The sequence below is a fragment of the Nocardia sp. NPDC052566 genome (genome assembly GCF_044547285.1).
In the GTDB taxonomy this organism is placed as follows: domain Bacteria; phylum Actinomycetota; class Actinomycetes; order Mycobacteriales; family Mycobacteriaceae; genus Nocardia.
Window position 1 is genome coordinate 551,739 of record NZ_JBIUAF010000004.1, and the last position, 22,429, is coordinate 574,167.

Consider the following 22,429-nt stretch of genomic DNA (forward strand, 5'->3'; position numbering starts at 1 on the left):
AACGCATCCGACGCCGCGGCACCGAACAATTGGCTGGCCAAGTGTGTGCCGATGACGGGTGAGTGCATTGCGGTCGCGATTCAGGGGCACACGGCGCACGAATCGGTCAGCCACAGGCCATGCTCACAGAGTGACGCTTCCGCACGCGGCAACCCCGGTCCGTTGAGGAAGTAGCCCGGATAGGTCTGCACGTCTGTGGCAGCGATCGGTCCGGCGATGACGTTGGCGGGCGGCGGCGCATATCGCGTCGAATCCAATTTTTCAGGTTCGCGCAGGGCCGCCAGCAGCGAACGGAGAACTCCTTCGGCGCCGTAGCGGTCGGTGTCGATGTAGTAGCCCACACCCCGGCGAGGAGAGATGAACGTGCCCAGTGGTTGGTTCTGCAAATCCCATTCGACAGTGACTCGCTGGCTGGTAGGCCCGTAGAAATCCGTGGTTGCGTAGAAGTCGGCCTTCCCGGAGCCGTCAGTGCCGTGTGTCAATGGACATGTAGGTCTCCCCGTTCGCGGTCACGAAGTCTGACACGCTGGCGGACAGAATTCCTCCCCGATGTGGGGAGCTTTCGTGTCCGCGGATGGGGAACTTTCCGGGTGCAGAACTGAGTTCCGGGGTTGGCCGGCTTCAGGTGAGGGCGACGACTCCGTTGCCGGAGACGGCTTCGGATAGGCGGTGGCTGTCGCCGGTGGTGACCACGACGTGCGCGTGGTGCAGGAGTCTGTCGACGGTCGCTGTGGCCAATGTTTTGGGCATGATTTCGTCGAAGCCCGACGGGTGCAGGTTCGACGAAACCGCAAGGCTCTTGCGTTCGTAAGCCGCGTCGACCAGACGATAGAACCCCTCCGCTGCATCAGCGGAAACCGGCAATAGGCCAATGTCATCGACGATCACGAGATCGGTTCGGGTGATCCGGGCGAACGCTTTGCTGACCGAGTCGTCGACTCGGTGTCGGCGGACAAGGCCGCCGAGATCTTCGATGGTGAACCAGGCGACCGTCATTCCGGCGTCGATGGCGGCTTGGCCGAGCGCTTCGGTGAAATGGCTCTTGCCGGTTCCGGAAGGACCACAGACGCAAAGGTTTTCGCGACGTCCGATCCATTCCAGCGTTCTCAGCGAGCTTTGGGTGGGAACGGGAATCGAGGAGGCGTCCTCGTTCCAGATGTGGAATGTTTTCCCGGTCGGGAACTGAGCGCGTTGCCGACGGGTCCGCAAGTTCGATGCCGCTCGACCAGCGGCTTCCTCGGCGAGCAGGACCCGGATCACCTCGGCTGGATCCCAGCGTTGGGCCTTCGCGGTCGGAATGACCTCGGTCATTGCCCGCCGAATATGGGGCAGTTTCAGCGATTTCGTCAGCGTGACAGCTTCGTCGAATGCTGAGGATCCCAGTGCGGCCGCAGTCGGCGCAGCGGGAGCTTTCAACCGGGGTGGTGCAGGGGTGTCAACGCTCATGTGCAGGTCCTTCAGTCTCGTGATCATCAATGGTTGTCGCCTGGTCTGTGCCCGAACCCGGACCAGCCGCCGGTGCCCGGTTGCAGGCTGTGGTTCTCCCCGGCGCGTGAGGTTTCGACCGGTCCGTCGGTGAATAGTTGGTGGTCGAGGATCGAGCGCAGATCGCCGTCGGTGAACCGTCCGGCCATGGCTGCGGTGCCCAGGGCCCGGTCGACCGCGCCGGTGCCGCGCAGCTTCGCCAACGCGACCGCCTCGGCCATCTTCGACGCGATGCCGCGGGTGCCTTCGGCAGCGGCCTCCTCGAGCCAGGCGCCGGCACCGGGCCCGATCGCCAGGAACGCTTCCTCGGCCGCGGTTTGCGGTGTCGGGGTGCGGGTTCCGCGTGGCGAGTCCGGATAGTGCTCGTCGAGGATCACCGGATTCCCCGGTGTCGAGCGGGCATGGCGGGCGATCTCGACCGGAACACCCTCGACGATCGAGGTCACCACCAATTCCTCGGCGTGCCAACGGATGAACACCTGTCGGCCCGCGAACTGGTGAGGAACCGAATAACGGACTCCGTCGACCTGGATGGTGGCGTCTTTCGGGTGGACCTGGCGGGTCAGCCCGAACGCCGCGGTGTAGGGGTGTTCGGGCAGTTGGTGCAGCCGGAACCGTTCCTCACCGAGCATCTCGACCGGCGCCCGCCGCGTCTCGCGATGGACGCGGCCGTTGACCTCGGCCATGAATTCGTCGCAAGCCGCCTCGATCTCGGCGAACGACCCATAGGTCGGCCGCAGATTCACCTCGGTCGGAACCAGGTCGCGTTTGGCGACCTTGACCGCGTTCTCGACCCCACCCTTCGACGCCGGATCCGCGGGCAGGCAGGTCCGGATCACGGTGCCGTAGAACCGCCCGATCGGAACGATGTCGGGATTGCGGACCGCGATCTTGGCGATATGGGTGGTGGTGACGGTCTTCTCGTTGTCGGTCAGGCAGTAGGTCGGAACCCCGCCGAACGCTCGGAACGTGGTATCCAGGCATGCCGCGATCGTGGGAATCGTCTTGTCCAGCACCGGAATCACCACCCGGAACCTCGACCAAGCAAGCCACGCGCACCACAACGACGTGCGCCGATCCCCGAGCCGAGGACCCTCGCCCCAGTCCCACTGCATCCAGAGCCCGGGCTCGCTGACCCATGGACGGTGGATTCGCCGGTGGCCGGACTTGAACGATTCCTTCGCCGCGGCGACCGCGCGCCGCGTGGTGCGGTCGGTGCCCTCGAAACCCATCGCGGTGAGCTTCTTATGGACCTGATCGGCACCGATGCGACCGTTGGAAGCCTCGATCAGTTCCTCGATCTTCGGCATGAACACGTCGATCTTCTTCGCTCGCGGCAACCGGACAGCCGGGTCGATGCCGGTGCCGCGCAGCTGGACGTAGCGTCGGACGGTGTGGTGATCGCAGCCAGCCAACTCGGCGGCCTTGCGGTAACTGCCCGTTAGGTCATAGGCAGCCAAAATCTCCATGATCTCCTCATTCGTCTTCACGGGCGGCGACTCTGCCAAGTAGCTGAACAGCTGCCCAAGACTGGGTGGGGAACTCAGATGTCCATCACCGGGGAAGCTTCATGTCCGCGCCTGGGGATGCTTCAAGACCGCGATCGGGGACTATTCCATGTCCGCTGACAGCCGTGCATGCACACTTCGCTCCATCCGGACTCGGCGGCTTCGCTGAGGATTTCGGCGCGGACGTTCATGATTGGTCTCCTGGGCATGTTGGTGATTCGGTGAACGCCCTCAACGCTATGAACGCAGTTGTGCACTGTTGCAACCGTGACATGCAAGGCCATTCTGCGCGCTGCTGCCGATCGGACAGCCAACGGCACCGCACCGCGTGACGTCGCCAGCGCCACCCGGAGCGGAAGAGTTGATCTCTTCGAGCTCGAACCTGTCTGTGCCAGCGCGCAATACATTGGGGGTTCGGTCGCCTCAACAACAGTGACGTCCCCATATCAACGAGGTCGCTGTCGGAAGTACCTGCTACGGTGGCCCTCCAAATCTGGTTCGGCCGCTGGACAGTCGTGTAAGCCGGTTCATCGCAACAGGATCGCTTTTGTCCCTTGGCGTCTCGTGGGACGTGACCGCTGGAACCTGGGCTGAACCCTTCGGTTGCCGCTGCCCGATCGAGTAGGCCCGAGCACCGTTTCATCCCACATCGGGACGTGGGATGAAACGGCGTCTCCGGCCCGGCTACGAGCGGTAGCCTCGAAGGTCGCTGCGGGACTGCTTGCGGTAGCGGCGGTTGGCCTTGGTCTTGATCGCCTTGCGTACGCCCGGCTTCCAGTTCTCGTGATGGTGGTGCTTTTGGTCGAACGCGTCAACCTCGTCTCCGTCGATGGTTTTTCGAGTCATCTCAAGTCCCTTTCAAAGGTCAATCAGGTGGCCCCGACTCTGCCTGGACGCGCACACCGGCGTTTCAGTCGCGATGCGGTGCGAGCGGCCTCAACGTTTCGGGCGTCTCCGTACTAAACGGCGCGGATTCAAGCTGCTGCGGCGGCGCGAAGCCGGACACGGCCGCTTGCTGGCGCTGCTCTCAAGAAGGACCAGCCCCACCCGGCGCCGGCATGGACTGGTCGCTCGTGGTTGGCCAGCGAGTCACCAACGGCACTCACTGTTTGTACTGGGCAGCATTGCGCCGGTACGCGTGTCAGTCCGGTCACATCCCAACGCCAACGCGAGACGGCGCTGCGTCACAGCCTGCCGTCGGCAGGCGGGTAGGCAACTCGAGGCATGCGATGCCACCATCGTGGCCCAAGAAGTCCACTGTGTGAGCTGGCAATAGTTCCTATACTCACGGTCATGGCCCACCCGCTCGACCCTGGTAACATCGCCACACTGCAAGACATGCAACTCCCTCCGGTGCTGCTCACCCCCGAGCACGATCTAGAGCAGCGAGAGATACGAGAGCTAGGAGCCCTCCCCCGGGGCAGCAACGACGATTTCCTCCGTAGCTTCCCTTCGAAGGAATCGGGTATGCCGCCATCCGCCCTCTCCCAATAGTCGAGGGACGACAGGATCGACCGGCCAGCGCGGCACTTTTCCGATCGTGGACGCTCTGCAAGATATTCACGGCAGCGACGGCCACCTTTACCCGAAGGCGCACCGCGAGCACCCTCGCCGTGACCCGCTGATGCACACGGATGTCTCCAGAAGGATTGGCGTTCATCGGCATCGGCCGCCAGTGCCGACAGCGGAAGCACCGCGCCGGGCACTGGCGGCAGGGCGAGCCAGCTCATCCCCAGAAGATGAGGGTGCGATTGTGTCCGGTCGCCCATTGGGCGAGGTCGCGCAGTTCCTCCAACTTGGCCTGCAGGTGACCCGGGCGGCGCCCGAACTCGATCCATCGAGGGGCCAGTTCGTACGCGGGCATTCCCTCATCCGCTGGTGCCACTCCCAGCGCGATCAGCACGCGGCCCAGGAAATCGGCGATCGGGAGCGGCTCGGCGTCCCAAACTTGCACATCCAGCACTTCGCAGACGCGGCGTGCGTTGTCACTGCACATGTCGACCTCGGGAGCCGGGTCGGCTTGGATCGGTTCGACCTGGGCGTAGTGCAGGTTGATCTGATCCTCGTCGGGATCGCCCGATGACTGGAAACCATCGAGCATGATGCCATGTTCGCGCAGATCCTGGAGTCGCTGCAGGGCGTCCTCATAGTTGTCGAACTCCTCGCGACCGCCGACGTAGTCGAGCACCGCGTAGCCGATGACGGGGCTCATTTCGGTGGTGAAGGTGATCGACATGTCGAGGCTCCTCTGCTTGTGTTGACCGGCGGTCGGTCTGACACCGCAGAAGCTATGAGGCATGGACCCGAGTTGTTTCAGCTGAATCTGTTGCGGCAGTGGAGAACCGGGCTCGTACGGTGGGGCTATCGGATTCATCCTTTCGACAGGAGACCCACTCATGGCTGCTTGCGCAGAACCTTCGCCGACATCCCTTCATGGGCCGGCTGCGCCGGTCTTCGGGGACAGCATCACGGGCGTTCTCGTCCAACTCGATGAACTGATCAAACAGGGCCAGCTCGCCGCGATGCCTCGGCGCCGCCCCCAGGCGGAACGGCCGCAGCGTTGACCACGGTCCATGCCGACGCCGTCGATGCGGTCGCTGAATTCCTGCGTGAACGCGCGGTTTTGCTTCCTGGGGCGTGCAAGCCATGGCGGGCGCTGAACGACGACGCGAAGTCTCCGTGGCGCGCTGAAGCGGTCCTTGTCATTCGATCGCTGTCGAACGCGCACATCGGCTTGTTCCGCCGCAATCACACTCGCGACGGCCGGGAGTCCGTCGCCTGATCGGGCGACGGACATCGGACTGGAGTCGCTGATGTGCCGCGCCCTGCGCTGTGGTGGGCGCCGCTGCCCGCAATCGGCGCACCATCGCACTGCCGCCACACAGCGGATGCGCGGTACCCGGCTGCGGCAACGGCTGACCGAGGCTGGAGTCACGGTCACCCATGCACGAAACACGGACACCACCTATGTCGCCTTCCCTAGCGACGGCCCGTTCGACCCCGATCGCATCGAGCCGATCACTGATCCGTTGAGTCCGCCGTGGAAACCCGACGGCGGCCTGTGGTCGGCGCCAGCGGTCGCCACCGACCAAGACGGTCTCGCCACAACCTGGACGAAGTGGAGTGCCCAGGAAGGCTACCCATCGCAGTGGACACAGCTGATTCCAGTCGACGCGGCGGGCGGAGCCGCCGTCGTGCACGTCGACAGCGTCGAGGACGTCGAGCGTTTACGGCGCCTCTACCCTCCGGTGGAACAGGACCCGGATCCCGACGAGTGGGTGACGTCCCTGTTCGACGAGCGGGCGCCGTTCTCTTTCGAAGCGATGGCTGCCGACGGGGTGACGGCGGTCCACGTCACCGACCGCGCCGCGACCAGCGTTGACGCGTTCTACGGCTGGGACATCGACTCCACCGTGTGGTTGGCGCGCGACGGGTTGGTCGCGCGCACGCCCGTGCCCGCCGCTCAATTGCCCGCTGGCCACGACTTCGGCGATCCCGACGACCGGCAGTGGAGTGGCTCTGGGGACGATCAGGCCGCCACCGCTGAACGGCGACTGGTCAATTGGGATTTCCAGAGTCCCGACGAGGCGCTGGAAGCGTGCGCACGGTTCGCCGAAGCCAATCCGGACAACGACCTCAGCGTCGTCGCGAATTGGTCCCGCGCACATGAATACGCCGCTCAAGTCGCCGAGGGCGTTATGGCGTCGGCAGTGTCTGCGGCTGACCGTGCCGCAGCGGCCGCTCTGCGGGTCCATCATTTGGCCGAGTTCCACCGATATGAGGATCGCCGGTTCCAGCTGGTCCGCGAGCGGCTTGGCTTCGCCAGCTGACTGCGCCGCCCACGCAGTCGGCTGGCGGGACTGGCCCTGAGGTTCGTGGCTGTAGGTCTTGGCCCGCTAGTTCTTTCAGGGGCTGTCGCGAACCCTCACCATCGCGAGTTACGTTCAGCGCGACTCCTGTTGAATGCGACAGCATCTGGCGGTCCAGTTGGGTTCCGGCGACAGCTGGGGCTCATCGGCCGTCCCGTCACCCCCGGCCTGACCCGCGAGTGGTTCACCGAACCGCAGCGGTGATGGCATACGCGGCTAGTTGGTCAAGTAGGCGGTCGGCCGTCGCGCTCAACGTGCCGAGCACGACCAGAGCCATCAGCAACGGGCGAGGCATCTCTTCGCAGAGGGTCTAGGCGTTTGCATCGAGCCCGGGGCCTCCGGGCCCGATGCAAACGGCTAGAAGGTGCGGTACAAGGTCGTCTCGTCGTCGTCCCACACGCGGTAATAGCTCTCGATATCCGCATCCGACTCGAAGATGGGGCGCTCGTGCGCCCCGGACCGGGGCGCACGTTCACCCGTTCGGGTATCGATCACGTAGGTGCAGGTGCCCGGGTAGCGGGCATTGCGCCAGGCAGCTGACCTCCATGCTGCGGCGAGGTCGGAATAGCACCCGGGGAAGGTCTCGTGTTCCGAGGCGCTGGTTTGGCTCACCAGGGAGTAGGTGGGAAGGCTGGTGGTGGGAGTCATCGAGAGTCCTTACGGAGCAGACATGAAAGCGGCCAGCTTCTTAACCCTCTGGCCACCTGGTTCTTTCAGGCGGCGGCCCTTGTTACGAATCGTGCCCACCAACCGCAGACGGTTACCTTCACCAACTCCGAGGAGCTGGTGAGATCACTCTGGAGCACCGCGTGAATCCGGTCCGCCGCGATCGCTGCGGCCAATGCGATGTCGGTGCGCACATAGGACTGCGAGTCGGAATCGCGGGAGTAGTACTCGACGATGACAGACGCTGGGCCGCCGGTTACTTCGCAGGACTCCAATTCCCACCGGTAGGTGTTGAAGCTGACGTCCCCGATAACCCGGTCATCGTCAGTGACCAGCCCCAATAGTTCCTTGACCTTGTTGGTCATGACGCGGGAGGGGGAAGCGAATGTGTCGACCATGGTCAGCTCCATGCGGTGGTGGTGAATCCGATGGGAGCGACAGTATGACGAGTATCCGAAGCTGTTGCAGTCTCCCGCAACGCCGGATCCGTTCGCGTGTGATGGTTCCGGCGTTGCGGGGTTGTCAGGATCGTTCGATGGTGGCGGTGAATTCTGTGGCGTGCGGTCCGGAGATCTCGTAGGTGACCGTCGCTGGATGGTGGGGCCCGACGTCAGGTGTCGGGCCGGGCACCCATTCGTTGATCAGATCCCGGAATTCGTTGTAGGACAACGATGTCGGGTCACCATGGTAGTCGGCGGGTGTGATGGCTCCCTGCTTGTCGGGGGTGATGGGCGGCAGGCCGGCGCGAGGCCACCAGAACGGGGCCTGCTCCTCGAGCAACGCCGCCTGCACATCCTCCACACCGACCCAGTTGCGGCCATGCTCCGTAGCGATGCGGGTCGCTTTCTGCAGCAAGGTGACCATCGGCACACGGTTGGCGGGCAAATGGATCGGGTTCGGCAAGAACTTCGACATCAACTCCGGTCCCTGGGAGCTGGTATTCCAGAACGCCGACACCACCAAAACCGCAACCACCGACTACGACCGACCACCGGATTTCGACACCATCGCGCGGCTGAGCGACGACTAGCAGCCACGCCAAGCAGGTGGGTTGAGTGCAAACCCATGCGCCGCGATCTTGAGGCGCGCTCGCCGATCAACCGCTTCCGACCAATCGGGGGTACCGATCGTGAGATGAGCTGGCGGACAGCGCGATCGGCGCCTCTCCACTGCGGGCAACCGGGAACATCGCATGCCACGTGATTCCCTTGGCGATCGCTCCGTCGTCCGGGACGGACGATCAAGGCACGGCACGTCACCACAGGCTCAGCGGTTTTCCGACATCCTCGGCCGCCGCAATCCGCATCTCGATCAATTCTGGTGATTCGTTGTTGCTGAGACCTGCATGGACAGCCTCGGCTATCGCGCGTGTGCGGCCCGCCGCACCGCGCACGTCGGCCAGCGGGCTGGCGAGGTTGCGGCGCCGCAGCTCGTATTCACGTCGGTTGATGCTGTTCGTTCCGAGCCGCATATGGTTCGGATTGACGCATCCGGCGAAGTCGCATTGGTGGCAAACCTGCGCATCATCGGCGTCGGACCATCCCAGCCGTGTGATGACCCCGAACTCGAGCTGATAGCCGAACAAGTGCGCGGGGACGGTGCCGCGACGGTGCGGGCCCGGCAGACTCGCGGCACGGAAAGTGCCGTGACCCGTCGACGACACTCCGGCGATCCATGGCCAGCATCTATCGCCTGGTCGCCGATAGCGCTTCTGTTCGAATCGGTCGACAACCGCGGGATCGGTCAGCCAGGATCGCCACTGGGCTGCGGGAATCCGGACCGGCTGCGGGACACCGATCAGCACCAACTGTTGAGCAGATTCCCCCGCCACTCCCCCACCGTCGGGCATGCCCGGCAGCGGAAGCATCGACTCGACCGTCACAGGACCTCTCTTACCGCGATCAACCGCTTGGCTCATCCCCAGTTCAGAGTAGTAGCGGGATTCAGGTCGCTCAGCACAACGTTGCCGCCACCCCGGGAGGACATTCACAGTGTCGACGCCGCGCATCAACTGCGCGATCGGGGAACCCATCTTCAGGCGGTCCTGCTCGGCGATGAGCCAACGGGGGCCTGAGTTTTCAAGCCGCTCGCCGCAGCGGTCCGTCGGGCGGACAGCATTCTCGCTTCGTCGACGTGGGGCTCTTCGAACACGAATACGCGGCGGATGCGTCAACGAACGGTCGTCGTCGAATCACGCAGCCGCCAACTCATGACAGTCGGCCCGCCCAACGTGGGCGGGCCGACTGTCATGGGAGTACGGATCCCGATCAGGCTGTGTGTCAGCAGGTCTCGTGGACCAGTTCGTTCCAATCGCGCAGGCAATTGCTGCAGAGCACCTCAGCGTGGCCGGTGAGCAGGGCCGCGCCTTCGGCGGTGTCGAGATCAGCGCGAATGTCCCGCTGGTGAACAAAGCCCCTCGTGTCGCGACCGTCGAAGGTGCGAACGACAATCGCGTGAGGTGCAACGGCGGTGAACATTTGACGCTCCTTGCGGGTGGTGTTCGGTTCGTTCTTGCTGGCAACGAATCTATGAGTGCCTCGCACCGCTGTTGCAGACCCGCTGAGGCGATCGCGACGGCGCGCTGGCCGCAAGGGCGCTCTTCATTGGCGGGATGAGCGGACAGCCGTCTCCCTGGGAGAGGATCACGGGTGAAGTTGTCAGAGCATCGGGTCTCCTCACAGTGCGGCGTCTGTGCTGGGAAGGAGGATCTGTTCGCTGGGGACTTCGACGAGCTCGCCGAGGGCGGTCAGCTCGTCCCAGGTGCGGCGGCTGTGGCCGGGGCCTTCCCAGTAGTCGGCGCGGTCGTCGTAGAGAAACTGGTAGTTGCTGTAGATGGTGTCGCCGTGGCGAACCTGGCCGAGGTCGGCGGGTTCGATATCGCCCGCCCCGAAGCGGCGAGGCTCGGGGGTATAAGTACGGATTCGCGCGAGTGTGGCTGCGGCGCGGGCAATATCGCGGCGCAGCCCAGCCAGGTCCAGAGCCGCGGCTGCCAGATCACCGGTTGCGGCGGCGCGGGTCAGCGCATCGCGGTGGTAGCCGATTGGGTCGAGGTCGCGGCGCAGGCTCACCAACACCTCGGGAAGCTCGCTGTCGTGCGGCTGGTAGCGGAATCCCTCTACGGCGTAGAAGAATTCGTCGCTTCCGGCGACTCGGGTCCCGCGGGGATTGGCGCGGTCGGTGTCGATGATCTGGCGGGCGCAGACCGTTCCGCACACGGCCCATTCGGGTTGCCCGGCGAAGCTGGGCGGATGGGTCAAGTCCGTGATGTACCCGGCGTCGCTGCGGTGCGGGTCGTCGGGGTCGGCGGGCATGCTGACGTTGCCGACCTGCCAGCGGCGCACCAGCCGCTGGGATGGCTTCCCGCACACCGCACAGGTTTTGCGGCGGACATGGGCGAGCCGGTAGTAGTCGTCGTCGCGATCCTGCGTTTCGAGCTCGTGGTCCGATGGTTCGTCGTCGTAGTCGTCGGTGCGGACCCGCGGCAGGGGTGGGGGATCCCACGCCAGGCCCAGCGCGCGCACGGTGGCGTCGAGGTGGTCGAGGGCTTCGTCACGCTCGGTGGACACCTGCGCCACGATCTTGCGGACGGCGGTATGTGACAAACCCACCAGCGAGCCGAGGGACCGGTAGCTGTCGGAGTCGTCGTCCCAGCCCGCGATCCGGCGCAGCAACTCGTCACGCTCACGGCGGTCGCCGCTGGCCAGGCCTGCGACGATGGCGAGCCGGTCGCGGACCTGGGCGCGAGCCAGGTCACGCTGTTCGGTGAGCTGACCGAGAGCCTCGTCGAGCACGACCAGGTTGTGCGCGTCGGCGGGGGTGATCTGTGCCGTCAGGGCCTGGACAACGGCGGGCAGGTCCTCGTCTCGGGTGTCGGCGGTGACCAGTGACTCCAGCACGTTGCGGTCGAACTCGTCGATCGTGTGGATCTCCACCACCGGCCTCGACGCCAGCACCCTGGTGAAGATGGTGGCGATCTCGGCGCGGACGTCCTCGGCGTCCGGAGTGAGTCGCTGATGCCAGCCGCGCGGTGTGCGCTCGACCGAGAAACCCGCTACCAGCTGCTCGAAGAACCCTGACATCTCCACGAGCGTGTTGAAGATCCCCTCGTCGAGCACCAGCCGCGGAATCGGCCACCGCACGGTGCGGGCGATCCGCTCTCGGGTCGATTCGGCCAGCGGCGCTGGTCCGTCGCCGTCGTAACCCACCGTCACGATCGGGTCGTCATCGGCGGGGATGAACAGTTCTACGAATGCCGGCGGCGGCCGCATCCGACCGGTGTCGGGGTCGAACCACTCCGCAGATTCGAGCCGGTAGCGCATCTCGAGGTTCGGCCACAGTGCGTCCGGACGGATTGTGGCCGGTCCCATCACACGTACTGAAGTCATGGAAACAATATTTCCACCAGACGCGAGCTTCCACAGCGATCGGAAACAAAGTGTCCAAAAGTCGCGACGATTCGCTGGCAGCCCACGTTCCACCGTGTTGACATCGGGTCCAGAACACCCACCCAGAGAGAGCAGCTCACACTCCATCGCCTGCCGCCGTTCATCTGCAACACAAGGCCTGGCCGTCGCTACCGTTGCTCCTGACCATGAGAGCACAGCGGAAGGCGCCACGATGACCACCGATCCAGCCGATGTCTCCGCTGAGGACGAGTCCGTACCGATCGAGGAAGTATTCACCAACGGCGATCTCAGCGCAGAGCCGCCATTCTGACGCCGAGCGGCGACCACGAGCGCCGGATCGGCGCAACCTTCAACAATGATCCCGGCCCATCAAGCGCGAGCACAGTTGATCGCGACAGCCACGCATCGGCCCGTTTGACATCCAGCACACCAACACCTGCGCACCATTTGTACGCACATATGATGCGCATAGTTGATACGCTGAGCCTATGTCCTCGAAACGGAAGAGTTGGACGGTCGACCCTGTTGCCGTCGGCTTGATCGAAGCCGCGGCCAGAATCGCCGGAGTTTCAGAGTCCACAGTGGTGTCGCAATTGGCGCGCCGTCACGTGGCCACGGACTATCCTCCCCTGGCCGTAGCCAGCGACGACTCCGCCGACGCGCTGGCCGACTTGGAGCTCGATGAGGCCGCTGCCCGCATTGACGAGCAGCGCGGATACCGTGCGGCGGGGTGAGGTCTGGCGCTACGAGGTCCAAACCCACAACTGGCTGACCGTGTTGGTCTCGGCACAGTCAGTACTCGACCAGGACGCACGCCGCGTCCTATACGGAGTGCGGGTCAGCGCGGACAACCCCGTCGACGTACTCGCTGTCGAAGTGATCATCGACGGCCGCACCTGCTGGCTGAATCTGGGCGACGGGCTGGAGAAACTGCGACGCGGCTGCCTGACCGAGCGCGTCGACGCTCTCGACGCCACCGCGATGGAAACCGTCGACATGCGTTTCAGGGCTGCAATGGACCTGTAGAGACGCCGATCGGTCCAGCCACCCTCGCGGCGCCTTCAATCGAAACGCCCGTTGAGGTCAGGGCGCTTGTGAACTCAACACAGCGCATTCTGATCTGCACGCCGACGAGCTCTCAGCTCGCCTCCCTGGCGTTTCTCCTCAGTGATGGTAGGGCAGGTTGTTGCACGACATTTCCTGCCCTGTCTTCGACGTCAGTGACGGCGTGGTTGGTCCGCTGTCGATAGCATCGCACCAACCTCGCAATGGTTTCCCTCTTGCCTGCGTTGTCCCACCGCGCACGCCGGTCACCTCCGGAAACGAAGACCACCCCGCGCTCGGTGAACAGGTGCACATGCTCGTCGAGGAGATGGAACGTCACCAACTCCGTCCCGAACCACAGATAAAGCACCGCCATATCTTGCAGTTTCTGGTCGTTGTAGGCCAGGACCGCGTCGTCACACATCGACAAGACATCTTCGGCGAGGAACCGGGCGCGGCGCTCATACCATGCACGTCGTTGCGGGGTATCGGTGGTGACGTCATCGCCACCGATTGGTGGACCGATGACCAATTCATGCAGGAATTCGGCGTCCATCGCGAATCTCCTTGTGCTGGAGGTGAATCCGATGAGCCGACAGTAGGTTCAGAACCACCGCGATGTTTCAACCGACGCCCCGACACCCCCATGGCGTAGCGGTACGCGAGATCCTGTGCAGCACAACATAATTCAACGCAGCATCGACGGGGATGCCGTGGTAGATCATCGACCTGCAAGACCGCTGCGGCGTTGCACCACGGACACTGCCGAGCCGATCGATCCCCGCGATGAACTCGACAGCGACTCAGCCACAACGGCTCTCGGCGGTCAGAGACGACCTACTTCCGCTCGGATGTAGCTGCCGACGACGCAGGAGAGGTGACGTCGGTTGCGTGAACCTGTAGCCACCCAACCGATTCCATCTATTCCAGCGCCGGGCAGGCCGATGCGCATCCCTCACACCCCGCAGCTGCAGCCGTCGCAGAACTGCGACGGCTGCAGCTGCGGGGTCAGTTCCTCGAATCTGTCAGAATCCGAGACGCCGCAGGTCTTTGCCCATGCCTGCGCCTCCGTGGCCCACTGCTCGAACGCCGACCGCCACATAGGTGCGGTCGTCGAAGTCCCGAGTCACGAACGCTTGCGGATAGACAACCCCTGCCTCCATCGCACGCTTCAGGCGTGCCGCCATCGTGGCACTACCCACACCCAGCGCCTCGGAGACGGGCCTGTCGACATCGGCCCACACCGCTTTGACCGAGATGCCGCCATTCGGATTGGTGTCGACCTCCACCCGAGCGATCCGAGCGACCATCCCCTGCACTCGGCGAGCATGAACCCGCTCGACGAATGTGCCTGCGGTGTAATTCTGATTCGCGTTCATGCACCTCTCCTTTAGCAACGGGGTCGCTGACCTACAACGACCAAGCTAGGCGGCTGCACCTTCGGGTGTTGCAACACCGGCGGAGCTGGACAGCTCGTGACGCGACCGCTTCAAAGGCTGCGGAATCGGGCTATTTGTTCTGGTAGATGACTCAGCTTCTGGGCTCGGCGGGCTCACCGAGCCTGGCACCAATGCTGCCGATAGCGCGGACAGCGCGGATGGTGAGGCGCACCACCGCGGTGCGGGCCTCACCTGCACGTTAGATGAGGCCCTGCGGTCAGCTCAGTAGATGAAGAGCGCGTCGAATTGCTCTCCGTCAGGCGAGACGCTGTGGTCACGTGCGTCACGGAAGGCGCCTTCGCCTGGCTCAGCGCCGCTGATCCGTTGTGCGGGAATGAAGACGATCCGGGTGAGGTAATCCATCCCGACGCCGTGAGCGCCCGGGCCGAGCAGCGGCATGCCGTCCAGCTGTTCAGGGATCTGCGCGAGCATCTCGCGCAGACCGTGAACGGTGAGCGGCTCTGCTGGACTGACCGTTGGCGCGCTGAGCTCGCCGCCTGCGTGGGAAGCCCCGCCGGTGCGGGCTACCTCGATGGCGTGATCGGTGTCGGCTATCCGTTCCACCAGTGGCGCGGAATCTGTTGTGTACCTTGCGAGTAGCTCGGTCCCTGCGTTCGACTTCCAGTCGTAGAGTTCCGCAACGGGCAAGTTGTTCCAGAACACCGTGTTCTGTCTGACGTCGACTTCGGTGCCGCGCGCGTATTCGTGACGGATGTAGACGTTGCCGCTGATGATGTGGTCGAAGGTGAAGTCCTCGAATCCGGGGTGGTCCTGCACCCGAGCCTCGGGCGCGAAGAAGGTCCAGATCAGGTACTGCAGCACCTCGGCCGCTTGGTCGAATTTGTCTGGGTCATCACAGAATTCGATAGCTGCCCCATCCGGGCTCGGCACCCACCCGTACCCGTATCGGTCCCCCAGCGCTTCTGGGTGGTACGGATGCTCACGATCGAATTGGCGGGCGACGCTCGTTTCGTCCGATCCGAGCAGCAGCGCGATCTCGGCGGCATTAAGCGGAGGCTCCACTGTGAAGTAGCCGTCCGATGTGATTGAGGTTGACATCGAAATCTCCTGTGCTTCTCAAGGTCTGGTGATCAGCGCTGGGATCCAAGGCTCAGATAGAGCTCCGTGGTCTGCTCGAAGATCTCCCTCAATTGGTCGAAGTACAGACCTTCAAAGGAACGCCGGACCTTGAACTCGAGCCCGCGAATGTTTCCGAACTCCATGCAATAGGTGTCATCCCCCGACAAGGTGATGCGCACATTCCGGGCCTTCGCAGCGTTGGCCATGATCCGAAACGCCACCCCGTTCTCGAGGACCAGGAAGTCCCGAGCGCCAACCATGGCGATCAGGCGGCGCTGGGAGCCTGCCAGCTGTTCAAGGATGGTGCGGGCGGCGGCTTGCCGTTCCTCGGTGGTGGTCATGACTACTCCCAGGGTCGGTGATCACGAGTGCCGTTCACACTCGTTGCTGAACACCGCTGACCGTAGGGAGCAGACGTGAGCACTGTTTCGGCCACGAGCGACAACCTACGGCGATAGGCGGAAAGGCTCTTTCCACTCACCAACAGCCTTCGACGACGTCACAACCTCCGACACACTCAGGAGAGAGCGACGCCGCCAGCCTTTTCGCCAGAAACTGCGGCGAAATCTCCGCCGTGTCCACTCGCGCACCATGTGTCACATGTCTAACATGTGACACCATGCCCTCATCCCGGACAACGTACGGTCTTCGCGACCTCAGAGAAAGGGTCGGCGACATCGTCCGCGGCGTCGCTGCCACTGGCTGCGAAGTGGTCGTCACCGACAGCGGCAGCGAAATCGCAGTCATCATCTCAATGGCCGACTACGAACGCCTGCACGAACACGCCGATGTCGCCGACGCTCTGCGCCTGCGAACGATAGCCACGTCCCCTGAGACTTCGATCCCGTTGGCGGACATGCTCGACGAACTCGGCGTCCAACCGACCGACGTCATCGCCTCCTGAAGCGGGCTCAGCCGATGCAGAGCCGCATCCAGTTCCACCCCACCGTGTCACAGCAACTGCAAGCCCTCCCCCACGACATCCTGCGTGAGGTCCTGACGCTGATCGTGGGACAGGCGAGCGCAGACCGGCCGGGCTCGGCACGCCGGATCGTCGGCACATCCGACAGCTGGCGCATCCGCACCGGTATTTACCGCGTCGCCTTCACCATCACCCCTCACAACGACACCCTCACGGTCATGCGTGTCTCATGCCGACGCGACGCCTACCGCGACTGACCCGCCCCCCACACCGAAAGCGTGGAAAGAACCTTTCCACGCAGCAACCAGAAAGGTTGCCCTCCCCAAGGAGCCCCACACCGATGAAGCTAGTCAAACCACTGCGAATCCTGATAGCCACACTCAAAGGCGGACCAGGCAAAACCACCTCTGCTGTCCTGTTGGCAATTGCCATGGCACAACAAGGCTTGCGGGTAGCGGTGATCTGCGCGGACACCCGAACCCGCGGCGCGACGGACTGGTGCCAAGAAGCGGAGCGCCTGGGCTACCAACTCCCCTTCGAGCTCTACATCTGGAAAGAAGGCACCACACCGCTGTCGAAGTTCGCGCGAGATGTCGAAGCCCAGTCCCAGGCAGATGTCATCATCGTCGACACCGGCGGCGAACAGCCCGAGGCATTCACCCACGGATGCCTGTTCGCCGATATCCTCATCTGCCCCGTCGGACCGATGAAAGCCGAACTGCGCCGTCTCGTCCCGACCTATATGAGCGCCTACGCCGTCAACGAAAGCGGCTCTCCCATCGAAATCAACGTGCTCCTGACCCGCGTACCGGCTCCAGGCAAAGGGCGAGCCTTCACCGCTCGCGAAGACCTGACCAAGAACCTCGTCGACGACACCGGGACCCCCGACCCGGACACTCCCTACTCCCTGGGCCTCAACGTCTTGACCACCGAGATCATCCGCAACATCGCTTATGACGATGTCTACGGCACCGTGCCCGAGGACCCCGGCGACTACACCGACCTCGCGAAAGAACTTCTGGACCGCTACGCAACCAACGGAGCCATCTGATGCCCGCACCGAAAGCCGGCGCCAAACCCAAACAGCCGCGGCAGGCCGCTGCCAACAACGGCCAGTCGCAAGTACGCCTGAACTCCGGACTCGCGTCGACCGCTCACAGCAACATCACGAGCATCGTCAACGAGATCATCAAAGAATCTGACATCGAACCCCGCACTCGACAGGACTTCGACCCCGCTTCCGACGGTCTCGTACCAGATGGCGAAAGCGGATGGGCACCGCTGGAATGGTTCGCGCTCCGCCCGGACAACCCCCGGTACCAGGACGACTACGACGAGGACGACGAAGACCTCAAAGCACTCGCCGACGGCGCGAAAGCGATCGGCATCCTCCAGTCCATCTTGGTCTGCTCGGACCAAGCATGGCTTGAGCACAACCCCAACGACGTACTCCCGCCGGACGTGAAGGCAGTGGTCATCCTCGGCAACCGCCGGCTCACAGCGTCACGGTTGCGGGGGCTCGACGGACTGCCGTACCGCCGCGAAGACAAACTCGCCATCCCCCGCAACGCACGAGAAGCGGGCCTACAGGAGAACTCCCACCGCACAGGGGGAAATCCCGTCCTCGAAGGCCGGGATATGGACCTGATCATGCAGGAGACGGGCGAGACCAAACGCCAGTTCGCGGACAGGATGGGCTTCTCGCACACCCATGTCAACAACCGGACCAGCCTCCTCAAACTCATCGACGAATTCCAACGTCTTGTCAGCGCCGGCAAAGCCAAGGACAAGGGCAAGGGCAGACTGACGGCCGACAGCGCACTTCCGATTGCGAGGCTGACCAAAGAACAGCAGCATGCGCTGCTCGAACTCGGTCCTCCCTATCTCCCCGCCCGCCTCGACCGCAAGCCCGTCGAGGACATCGATGGCGGAAAGACCCTTTCCACCACATCCGCGGTTCGCATTCCGAAACGATCGACTCCCGCCGACATCGCGCGCGTCCTGAGGGACAAGCTGCCGCCCGAGCTGCTCGCGGAGGTCCGCAAGCTACTCGACGCCGAAACGGCGGCCGAGCCCGCCGCCTAGCCGACTCTGTCGTTGGTGGGTGCTACGTCAGCGCCCACCAACGACGGCTCGCCACGGATCAGATCCAAGCGTCCGGCGTCGTCTTGCGCCATGCGTCACTGCGCGCTTCCCCCCACCCCCGCCCGCCGACGACGTGCCACCGAGCCGTTCCCCATTGGACCTCAAGCAACACCGCCTAGCTGAACGCACCAATCGCATGCACTCCATCAACCGAATATGCCGCCGGTATCGAAGGACCCAGCTATTGGATCGACATAGCCGAACCAGTTCGGGGAGAACCAACTCGCTAGCTTCCCCAGCGATCGCCACACCGCCCCCGTCATGGTTCCGCTCCGTGGAAAGACCCTTTCCATCTCCGGTCCACATGACGCCGCGATGCCGCCGAAGGAGCTTCGCCGCCATGGAACATCATTCCCCGCCGCGGTCCCAACGGCACCCTCAACCGCCTACGGACACCGCGCTCACCCGCACCCTCCCGATCCCTGAAGTCACCGGCACCAATCGGGAGCCATCGATAGACAACGTCAGCCGCTGGCAGCCCCGAAAGGCCACCGTGTCATGACAACATCAGCGCCCGTCCCCCGCGACATCCCTAACATCGCCGAACGGAAAGCCAGGACCACACTGGCGACCCTTCAGTCCACGAAGGAGCAAATCTGGTATGCGTGCGATCAACTGACCGAGCCATTCAAGACCAGCGACGTGCAAGCGTGGCTCCGCACACACGGCGTCGAGTCCGGCAGCCAACACCGCTCCTACGTTTCCACCCAAATCAAACACTGGCGCAACGCCCGCGAGAGCAACACCGTGTCGCGCACCGAGCAACTCGGCGCGCCTCAGCCGAACAGCCGAATATTCGTATCAACCACCTCGAGCGACTCCGGAACCACGGTCTTCACGCCGACCGCGCGCATCCCACCGACACAATCACCGAGCCAAGCAGCAGGAGCCGCTGCCGCGCCTTCCGCAGGGTCCTCACCGGCCACGAGCGCGTGCGCATCCGAAGCACCCGAACGCGTCACCGACCCGCCGACGGACGGAGCGATCATCCACACCCACGACGCCACGCCAGAGTCGGACCCCTTGGCTGACCTCGAGGCGGAACTGATGCAGGAGATCCAACTACGCCGCAAGCGTCTCCACGGGACAACAGCTAGTCCGCACGAGGAACAGGTACGCCGAACTCCGGTGCTCGCTGGAATCAACGAGGCACGACATGCTGGGGGAGTAGCCGCCGATCCACCCACTACCAGCGCGCCGCTCACCCCTTCCTCCGCACCTCCCGACCCAGTCGTGCCCGCAGCCGCCCCCGTCGGCCGATCGGACGGCACACGACCCGATGATCGGAAATCCGCGCCGGGCGAGACGAACGCCGCCGCACCGCCGCTGCGCTGGAAAGAGCCTTTCCAACGCAGTCCGCTCACCGCGCCCCGGTCGCGGTCGAGCAAACGACCGAAGGCACTTCGGACTCCCGCAACGTCGAGACGGCAGCCCATCACCAACAATGGATCCCAAGCCTCCGAGGAGCAGGAGGGAAGCACGCCGACTCCGGAGCAGCCGCCGTCACAGGCACCCGCAGTCATCATCACCAACGGCGGCCTCACACCAGCGGACAGGACTGACCCGCCTCCACCCGCTTCGGCCTCGCGGACGCAAGCCGGTCAGGTGACGGCGCCGCCGCCAGAGCTTGCGCCGGAGTTGGCCGAATTGGTTGCCAAGAACCGCGCACGGCTCGCATGGCAGAACGACCCCGCGCTCACCGAAGCCCTCTCAGAGGATGAAATCGAGGCAGAGAAAGATCTCGCCGTTAGGCTCCGTGAGCTCGACCGCGACAACCGCTGGGAAGTCGCGAAGAAGCGAAAGGAAGCAGAACGCGCGGCACTGGATGCCGCACTGCAGATCGAGGCAAGGATCCGGGAGGTCGATGCCGAGATCCAACAACTCGACCTGAAGGACCTTGTCACAGCGCGCAAAGCGCTCGCGGAGCAGCGTCGCCTGTCCAGCCCACATGCCAAGCTGGCGGACCTCTACAACGATCGCCGCTGGCTTGCCCGCGCGGCATACCTGGTTCTCGCCGCCGGCTTCTCCTGGTCAGCCGTGAACGTCCAACACAACATCGCACCGGGATTGGGACCCACCGATCCTCTGTTCTGGTTCTCCTTCCTCATCGAAGCGATGGTCTCGGTCTGCCTGGTCATCCTGATGAAAGGCACCCTCAAGCTCGCCGAATGGAAGATCGAATTCAAACGCTACGGCGTTTGGACAGCCGAAGCGGTGCTACTGGCGCTCACTGTCGCACTGAACACCTTCCCGTACTTCCGCAACGGCGACAGATACGGGATCTTCGTCCACGCGATCGCGCCCATCATGATCGCCGTCGTCCTTCTCATCCACCACACCATGAGCGAGCTTTACGGCAAGGCCACATCCATCGCCACATCCCAGCTACCCGTAGATCCCGGCCCACCACTGCCAACTGTTCACCCGCTCGCCACACCCGTCACGCATTCAGCCCCACCCGCTCCGAACGGGTTGCCAACGATCTAGCAGAGTGCACCGGTCAGAGCTTGACGCGGGTGCAGTGGAAAGGCCCCTTTCCACTGCACCCGTAGCACGGCCGCCGGGCCATCAGCTTGCGGCGCGGTCTTCGGCGATCGTGTATCCGATCTGTTCGAGCGCAGGGCCGGGGGAGCGGTGGGCCGCCTTCCACCTCTGCTTCGAGGTGAGGTTGCCCAGCGGGACCCATCCCCGGTCGAAGAGCGGCTCAAACGACACACCGCTACTGCGGCGCCCATCGCTGATCTACCTTTCGTCACTACGGTCGCGTCCGAATGTAGGTCGCGTCGGAGGCAATGTTGCGGGCCCGCGTGAGGTCCGGTAACCGTACTGGTCATACGTTCAGATGCACGCCCGGCTCGAACCCATGTTCCCGAGGACACCCCCGCGCAGCCGCACACGCCAGCGGGGCACCGCAGGGCACCGTTCGCGAACAGCACCCTCAAGTGGACAGGCGCTCGCCGAGCACAGCAGCGAACGCGTTCGCGAACGCGCGCCTATGCCCCTAATTTGGCCAGCCTCACTCTCATCGCTGAGGCAATAGCGTTCGCGAACGCGTTCGCGAACAGTCTTGCTACCCAGACCCCAGTCGCAATAGCGCGTTCGCGAACAATCCGCCAGTCCACTATGGGCGTTCGCGAACACCTACAGCGGACTGGCCATCTCAATGAAGATGATGCCGACGGCCTCTGCTGGCCCCGCAGCCGCGCCTGTAGCTGCCCATCCCGCACCCGCTGTGCAATCTCTTCTCCACCGCGCCCCTGTCCGCATTGTCCGGACGGCCCCGGCCGTCCGGACAATGCTGCCCAGCCAGCCCGCGACGTTCGCGAACACGAGCGAGCTCCACCTCACCGTGTTCGCGAACACGAAGGCGAGCACAACCGCCACCAACGCGAACGCGTTCGCGAACACCCTCAGCGACAAAACGGTGGAGGCCGGTCACCGAAGGATCGGTTACCGGCCTCCACCGTTTGACTCACTCCACGTCACTCCAACTCCGGGTTCGCCAGGGCTTCCGCGACAGTGACTCCGTTCACCGTGATGGTTGGTGCGACCCGTTTCGCCACCTCGAGCGCTTGCTCCACGTCGGTGAACCGGTAGCGCGCGAGCCATTCGTCCGGGGCATCCGAGCCATAGTCCCACGACACAACGCCGTCGAAGTCGTAGCAGCGGTCGTCCCGATCCCTGACAACCCACCGGCCGCCGCGGCAATAGACCACCGTCACAGCGAAGTGCCACGCACCCGTGTCGGTCTCGGGAACACAGTTCACCTCGAAACGAGTGGCCCGTACAACGGGCTGGAGTTCTCCGTTCGCATTCTGCTGTTCAGTTGTCATTGTTCGTGACCTTCCAGTGTCGATCGCGTTGG

At 64.0% G+C, this 22,429-nt stretch carries 25 protein-coding genes; 9 read left to right on the forward strand and 16 right to left on the reverse strand.

The features are described 5' to 3' along the window. Positions 1-80 precede the first annotated feature (80 nt). The 5 genes from ACIG5A_RS22310 to ACIG5A_RS22330 form a co-directional block, all read right to left on the reverse strand. Complete coding sequence (locus tag ACIG5A_RS22310; protein WP_397242897.1) at positions 81-482, reverse strand: hypothetical protein; 402 nt, start codon at positions 480-482, stop codon at positions 81-83. 139 nt (positions 483-621) lie between these two features. Further along, positions 622-1,446, reverse strand: a complete 825-nt coding sequence (gene istB, locus ACIG5A_RS22315; protein ID WP_397242899.1) for an IS21-like element helper ATPase IstB — start codon at positions 1,444-1,446, stop codon at positions 622-624. A gap of 26 nt (positions 1,447-1,472) precedes the next feature. Then, positions 1,473-2,975, reverse strand: coding sequence for an IS21 family transposase (gene istA / locus ACIG5A_RS22320; RefSeq protein WP_397242901.1), 1,503 nt, complete (start codon positions 2,973-2,975; stop codon positions 1,473-1,475). Positions 2,976-3,677: 702 nt separating this feature from the next. Beyond that, positions 3,678-3,839, reverse strand: a complete 162-nt coding sequence (locus ACIG5A_RS22325) for a hypothetical protein (protein WP_397242903.1) — start codon at positions 3,837-3,839, stop codon at positions 3,678-3,680. Positions 3,840-4,719: 880 nt separating this feature from the next. Next, a complete protein-coding gene (locus ACIG5A_RS22330) occupies positions 4,720-5,229 on the reverse strand; it encodes a hypothetical protein (protein ID WP_397242905.1) in 510 nt (169 codons plus the stop codon). A 958-nt stretch (positions 5,230-6,187) separates the two neighbouring features. Between ACIG5A_RS22330 and ACIG5A_RS22335 the strand changes: the two genes are divergently transcribed. Further along, the gene (locus ACIG5A_RS22335) at positions 6,188-6,823 is read left to right on the forward strand and encodes a hypothetical protein (protein WP_397242907.1); all 636 of its coding nucleotides are present in this window, start codon (positions 6,188-6,190) and stop codon (positions 6,821-6,823) included. 396 nt (positions 6,824-7,219) lie between these two features. Here ACIG5A_RS22335 and ACIG5A_RS22340 read toward each other — a convergent pair whose 3' ends face one another. From ACIG5A_RS22340 to ACIG5A_RS22350, 3 genes are all read right to left on the reverse strand, one after another. Next, complete coding sequence (locus ACIG5A_RS22340; RefSeq protein WP_397242909.1) at positions 7,220-7,510, reverse strand: hypothetical protein; 291 nt, start codon at positions 7,508-7,510, stop codon at positions 7,220-7,222. A gap of 65 nt (positions 7,511-7,575) precedes the next feature. Next, complete coding sequence (locus ACIG5A_RS22345; RefSeq protein WP_397242911.1) at positions 7,576-7,926, reverse strand: hypothetical protein; 351 nt, start codon at positions 7,924-7,926, stop codon at positions 7,576-7,578. A 124-nt stretch (positions 7,927-8,050) separates the two neighbouring features. Then, positions 8,051-8,392: a hypothetical protein gene (locus tag ACIG5A_RS22350; protein ID WP_397242913.1), complete on the reverse strand. Its 342-nt coding sequence runs from the start codon at positions 8,390-8,392 to the stop codon at positions 8,051-8,053. Here ACIG5A_RS22350 and ACIG5A_RS22355 point away from each other — a divergent pair. Next, positions 8,385-8,558 carry a hypothetical protein gene (locus tag ACIG5A_RS22355; RefSeq protein ID WP_397242915.1) on the forward strand — a complete coding sequence of 58 codons (174 nt, stop codon included), beginning with the start codon at positions 8,385-8,387 and terminating at the stop codon, positions 8,556-8,558. The two genes, ACIG5A_RS22350 and ACIG5A_RS22355, sit on opposite strands and share 8 nt — an antisense overlap. A 225-nt stretch (positions 8,559-8,783) precedes the next feature. Here ACIG5A_RS22355 and ACIG5A_RS22360 read toward each other — a convergent pair whose 3' ends face one another. The 3 genes from ACIG5A_RS22360 to ACIG5A_RS22370 all read right to left on the reverse strand — a co-directional run bounded on the left by ACIG5A_RS22360 (position 8,784) and on the right by ACIG5A_RS22370 (position 11,913). Continuing rightward, positions 8,784-9,395: a hypothetical protein gene (locus ACIG5A_RS22360; RefSeq protein WP_397243962.1), complete on the reverse strand. Its 612-nt coding sequence runs from the start codon at positions 9,393-9,395 to the stop codon at positions 8,784-8,786. Between the two features lie 412 nt (positions 9,396-9,807). Further along, the gene (locus ACIG5A_RS22365; RefSeq protein ID WP_397242917.1) at positions 9,808-10,005 is read right to left on the reverse strand and encodes a hypothetical protein; all 198 of its coding nucleotides are present in this window, start codon (positions 10,003-10,005) and stop codon (positions 9,808-9,810) included. Between the two features lie 198 nt (positions 10,006-10,203). After that, complete coding sequence (locus ACIG5A_RS22370; RefSeq protein WP_397242919.1) at positions 10,204-11,913, reverse strand: hypothetical protein; 1,710 nt, start codon at positions 11,911-11,913, stop codon at positions 10,204-10,206. A 509-nt stretch (positions 11,914-12,422) separates the two neighbouring features. On the opposite strand from ACIG5A_RS22370, the gene ACIG5A_RS22375 reads away from it, so the two are divergent. Further along, a complete protein-coding gene (locus ACIG5A_RS22375) occupies positions 12,423-12,668 on the forward strand; it encodes a hypothetical protein (protein ID WP_397242921.1) in 246 nt (81 codons plus the stop codon). Beyond that, the gene (locus tag ACIG5A_RS22380) at positions 12,616-12,960 is read left to right on the forward strand and encodes a hypothetical protein (protein WP_397242923.1); all 345 of its coding nucleotides are present in this window, start codon (positions 12,616-12,618) and stop codon (positions 12,958-12,960) included. Before ACIG5A_RS22375 ends, ACIG5A_RS22380 begins: the two co-directional genes overlap by 53 nt. 112 nt (positions 12,961-13,072) lie before the next feature. On the opposite strand, the gene ACIG5A_RS22385 is transcribed toward ACIG5A_RS22380, so the two are convergent. The 4 genes from ACIG5A_RS22385 to ACIG5A_RS22400 all read right to left on the reverse strand — a co-directional run bounded on the left by ACIG5A_RS22385 (position 13,073) and on the right by ACIG5A_RS22400 (position 15,838). Next, complete coding sequence (locus tag ACIG5A_RS22385; protein WP_397242925.1) at positions 13,073-13,534, reverse strand: hypothetical protein; 462 nt, start codon at positions 13,532-13,534, stop codon at positions 13,073-13,075. Between the two features lie 469 nt (positions 13,535-14,003). Beyond that, complete coding sequence (locus ACIG5A_RS22390; protein WP_397242927.1) at positions 14,004-14,357, reverse strand: hypothetical protein; 354 nt, start codon at positions 14,355-14,357, stop codon at positions 14,004-14,006. Positions 14,358-14,639: 282 nt separating this feature from the next. Further along, positions 14,640-15,308: a hypothetical protein gene (locus ACIG5A_RS22395; RefSeq protein WP_397242929.1), complete on the reverse strand. Its 669-nt coding sequence runs from the start codon at positions 15,306-15,308 to the stop codon at positions 14,640-14,642. Positions 15,309-15,508: 200 nt separating this feature from the next. After that, positions 15,509-15,838, reverse strand: coding sequence for a hypothetical protein (locus ACIG5A_RS22400; protein WP_397242931.1), 330 nt, complete (start codon positions 15,836-15,838; stop codon positions 15,509-15,511). Between the two features lie 278 nt (positions 15,839-16,116). On the opposite strand from ACIG5A_RS22400, the gene ACIG5A_RS22405 reads away from it, so the two are divergent. The 5 genes from ACIG5A_RS22405 to ACIG5A_RS22425 all read left to right on the forward strand — a co-directional run bounded on the left by ACIG5A_RS22405 (position 16,117) and on the right by ACIG5A_RS22425 (position 21,051). After that, a complete protein-coding gene (locus tag ACIG5A_RS22405) occupies positions 16,117-16,401 on the forward strand; it encodes a type II toxin-antitoxin system Phd/YefM family antitoxin (protein ID WP_397242933.1) in 285 nt (94 codons plus the stop codon). A gap of 14 nt (positions 16,402-16,415) precedes the next feature. Continuing rightward, the gene (locus ACIG5A_RS22410) at positions 16,416-16,676 is read left to right on the forward strand and encodes a type II toxin-antitoxin system RelE/ParE family toxin (RefSeq protein WP_397242936.1); all 261 of its coding nucleotides are present in this window, start codon (positions 16,416-16,418) and stop codon (positions 16,674-16,676) included. An 83-nt stretch (positions 16,677-16,759) separates the two neighbouring features. Next, positions 16,760-17,470 (forward strand): ParA family protein, encoded by a 711-nt coding sequence (locus tag ACIG5A_RS22415; protein ID WP_397242938.1) that lies wholly within the window; start codon positions 16,760-16,762, stop codon positions 17,468-17,470. Further along, the gene (locus ACIG5A_RS22420; RefSeq protein WP_397242940.1) at positions 17,470-18,504 is read left to right on the forward strand and encodes a ParB/RepB/Spo0J family partition protein; all 1,035 of its coding nucleotides are present in this window, start codon (positions 17,470-17,472) and stop codon (positions 18,502-18,504) included. The genes ACIG5A_RS22415 and ACIG5A_RS22420 overlap by 1 nt, the downstream gene beginning before the upstream one ends. Positions 18,505-19,062: 558 nt before the next feature. Next, entirely contained in the window at positions 19,063-21,051 is a 1,989-nt protein-coding gene (locus ACIG5A_RS22425) for a hypothetical protein (RefSeq protein WP_397242942.1), read from the forward strand. A 995-nt stretch (positions 21,052-22,046) separates the two neighbouring features. On the opposite strand, the gene ACIG5A_RS22430 is transcribed toward ACIG5A_RS22425, so the two are convergent. Next, positions 22,047-22,397 carry a hypothetical protein gene (locus ACIG5A_RS22430; protein ID WP_397242944.1) on the reverse strand — a complete coding sequence of 117 codons (351 nt, stop codon included), beginning with the start codon at positions 22,395-22,397 and terminating at the stop codon, positions 22,047-22,049. Positions 22,398-22,429 lie beyond the last annotated feature (32 nt).